Raw genomic sequence first — 2356 nt, 5'->3', positions numbered from 1 at the left:
CTTTAATTTATCTAGTAACTATTATTTATGCATTAATTTTGTATGTTATATGTTTTTAGTAAGGAGTTTTGTTTTTAAATGCCTCTTGTCAATTTTTGCGTTAAATGTTATTTTTTTGAAATATAAGTCTCTTTACTTAAGGCGATTATATTGCTCTATGATTACTTATGGTAATTTGTGTATACAAATTTCAGTGCAAGTTATGTCTATCGTATATACATTATTTATTAAATGGTTTAAGTTTGCTTATTGAATCGTTTCAGTTGCGGAATGTAATCTGATTAGACAGGACTTGATGCTTTATCCTGATATTGATGGCGTGCTAATAATGAGAATGGAATATTATGAATTTAATTAGGTATCTTTTTGCACACTCTTGGAAATTGCTGTGTTTTTCTATGGTAAGCGCATTAATAGCTGGGGGGGCGGCAGCCTCATTGGTTGGTCTGGTGAGCAAAGCAATTGAGTCTCTTGATTATTCTTTTTCATATTTTTTTTATATTATGTTTAGTCTATTTTTTTAGTAAAACTGCTGCAGAGATTGCGTTACTACATTTGACTCAATCTGCAATATTGTCACTACGTATCAGTCTTAGTAATAAATTACTACGAACACCATTTAAAAAGCAGCAAGAGCTTGGACATCATGGTCTGTTAGCTGTTTTAACCAAAGATATTGATGTATTTTCAGAGTCATGTAAATTTGCGCCAATAATATTTGGTAATACCATTCTTATTGTGGCTTGTCTTAGCTATTTGGCTTGGGTATCTTGGGTGTTATTTTTAGTCCTGACAATCTGTTTCGCCGCACTGATGTATGGATTTCACATTTTAGAGAAAAATCCTTCTCAGATGATGGATAAGGTTAGAGAACAGATAGATAATATTTACCTAAATTTTCAAAGCCTAATAAGAGGAAGTAAGGAACTGCAGTTAAATACCAATCGTGGTAAATTATTTGTTAATCAAGTTATTATGCATGGTGCTGAAAATTTAAGAAAAATTTTTATAAAGAGTCATGCTAGGTGGGCATGGTTAATAAATTCAGCAGATACTATGTTTTACGTAATAATTGGCTTTATGGTTTTTGTGGTTCCCATTTGGTGGCCGTCTGAACCAAGTGTTCTTGTTACGGTAGTCTTGGTTATGCTCTTTTTAGTTGGCCCTATTGGTGAAGTCATGGGAGCTATACCCGAATTACGCACGGCAGAAGTATCTTTGAAAAGGATGCGACAACTAGATAAGGATTTGCAGGAATCTCAGCTTATATGCCCTGATAAGCCTAGCCCTTTCTTGGAAAGAAAGAAAAACAAAGTATTACTTGAATTACAAGATGTTGTTCATCACTATTCGAGTGATAAGGAAGATAGCCAATTCATTCTTGGGCCATTAAACCTTAAAATACACCATGAAGAAATTGTTTTTATTATAGGAGGTAATGGCAGCGGTAAAACTACTTTGGCAATGTTGTTGGTTGGTTTGTTTCAGTGCGATTCTGGCGCTATTGTATTAAATGGTGTAGAAATGAATGAATCTAACAATGAGTATTATCGACAGTTTTTCTCTGCCGTTTTTTCTGATTTTCACTTGTTTGAAGAATTACTTACTGTAGATTCACATATTACTGATAAAGCTTCTCACTATATTCAGAAATTAAATATGGATCATAAAGTCAAAGTATTAGATGGAAAATTTTCTACCATAAATATATCTACTGGCCAGCGTAAAAGATTAGCTTTAGTATCTGCATATTTAGAAGATCGTCCTGTTTATATATTTGATGAATGGGCGGCAGATCAGGATCCTATTTTTAAAAATATTTTTTATACAGAGTTATTGCCTGAATTAAAGGCGCGTGGCAAAACTGTTATTGTTATTACTCATGATGACTCTTACTTTGGAGTGGCAGATAGAGTAGTTAAGTTAGAAGACGGACATATAAAAGGTATCTAAATTCTTCATATGGACACCAACTGAGTAAAAGTAGGTGACCATATATTTTTTTGCTTGTTAAAATTTAATTATCACCGACTAAAGTCGGTGGTTAGCGCAGCTAGAACTGACGACTGAAAGTCGTAAAACCGTTCTCTGTATAAACGCGTATATGTCAAAATATTTACGCTTAAGGTCACCGTTTAAAAACGGCAGTTTTAACTTTTTATATGGAAGAATAAATCACATCCTATTTTTGACTGCTTAATTACTTTGGAAAATACATTTGAATGCTTATGATATTTTTAGGTGAGCGACTTTTTCTATATAAGGAATGGATATGACAAACGCTATTTTTAGGGAATTAGAATCTGATGTACGTAGTTATTGCCGAACTTTTCCGGTGGTTTTCTCTAAGGCAAAA

The 2356-nt window shown here is 33.1% G+C and carries 1 protein-coding gene; it reads left to right on the top strand.

Annotated elements, in window-relative coordinates; genetic code table 11:
• The first annotated feature begins 462 nt into the window (after window positions 1-462).
• Window positions 463-1953: a cyclic peptide export ABC transporter gene (locus tag PSI15_RS17630; RefSeq protein ID WP_273584653.1), complete on the top strand. Its 1491-nt coding sequence runs from the start codon at window positions 463-465 to the stop codon at window positions 1951-1953.
• The last annotated feature ends 403 nt before the right edge of the window (window positions 1954-2356 follow it).

This window comes from Xenorhabdus sp. PR6a, from assembly GCF_028599065.1.
Taxonomy (GTDB): domain Bacteria; phylum Pseudomonadota; class Gammaproteobacteria; order Enterobacterales; family Enterobacteriaceae; genus Xenorhabdus; species Xenorhabdus doucetiae.
Note: the sequence above shows the minus strand (reverse complement) of the source record. Positions and strands in the feature narration are given on the sequence as shown.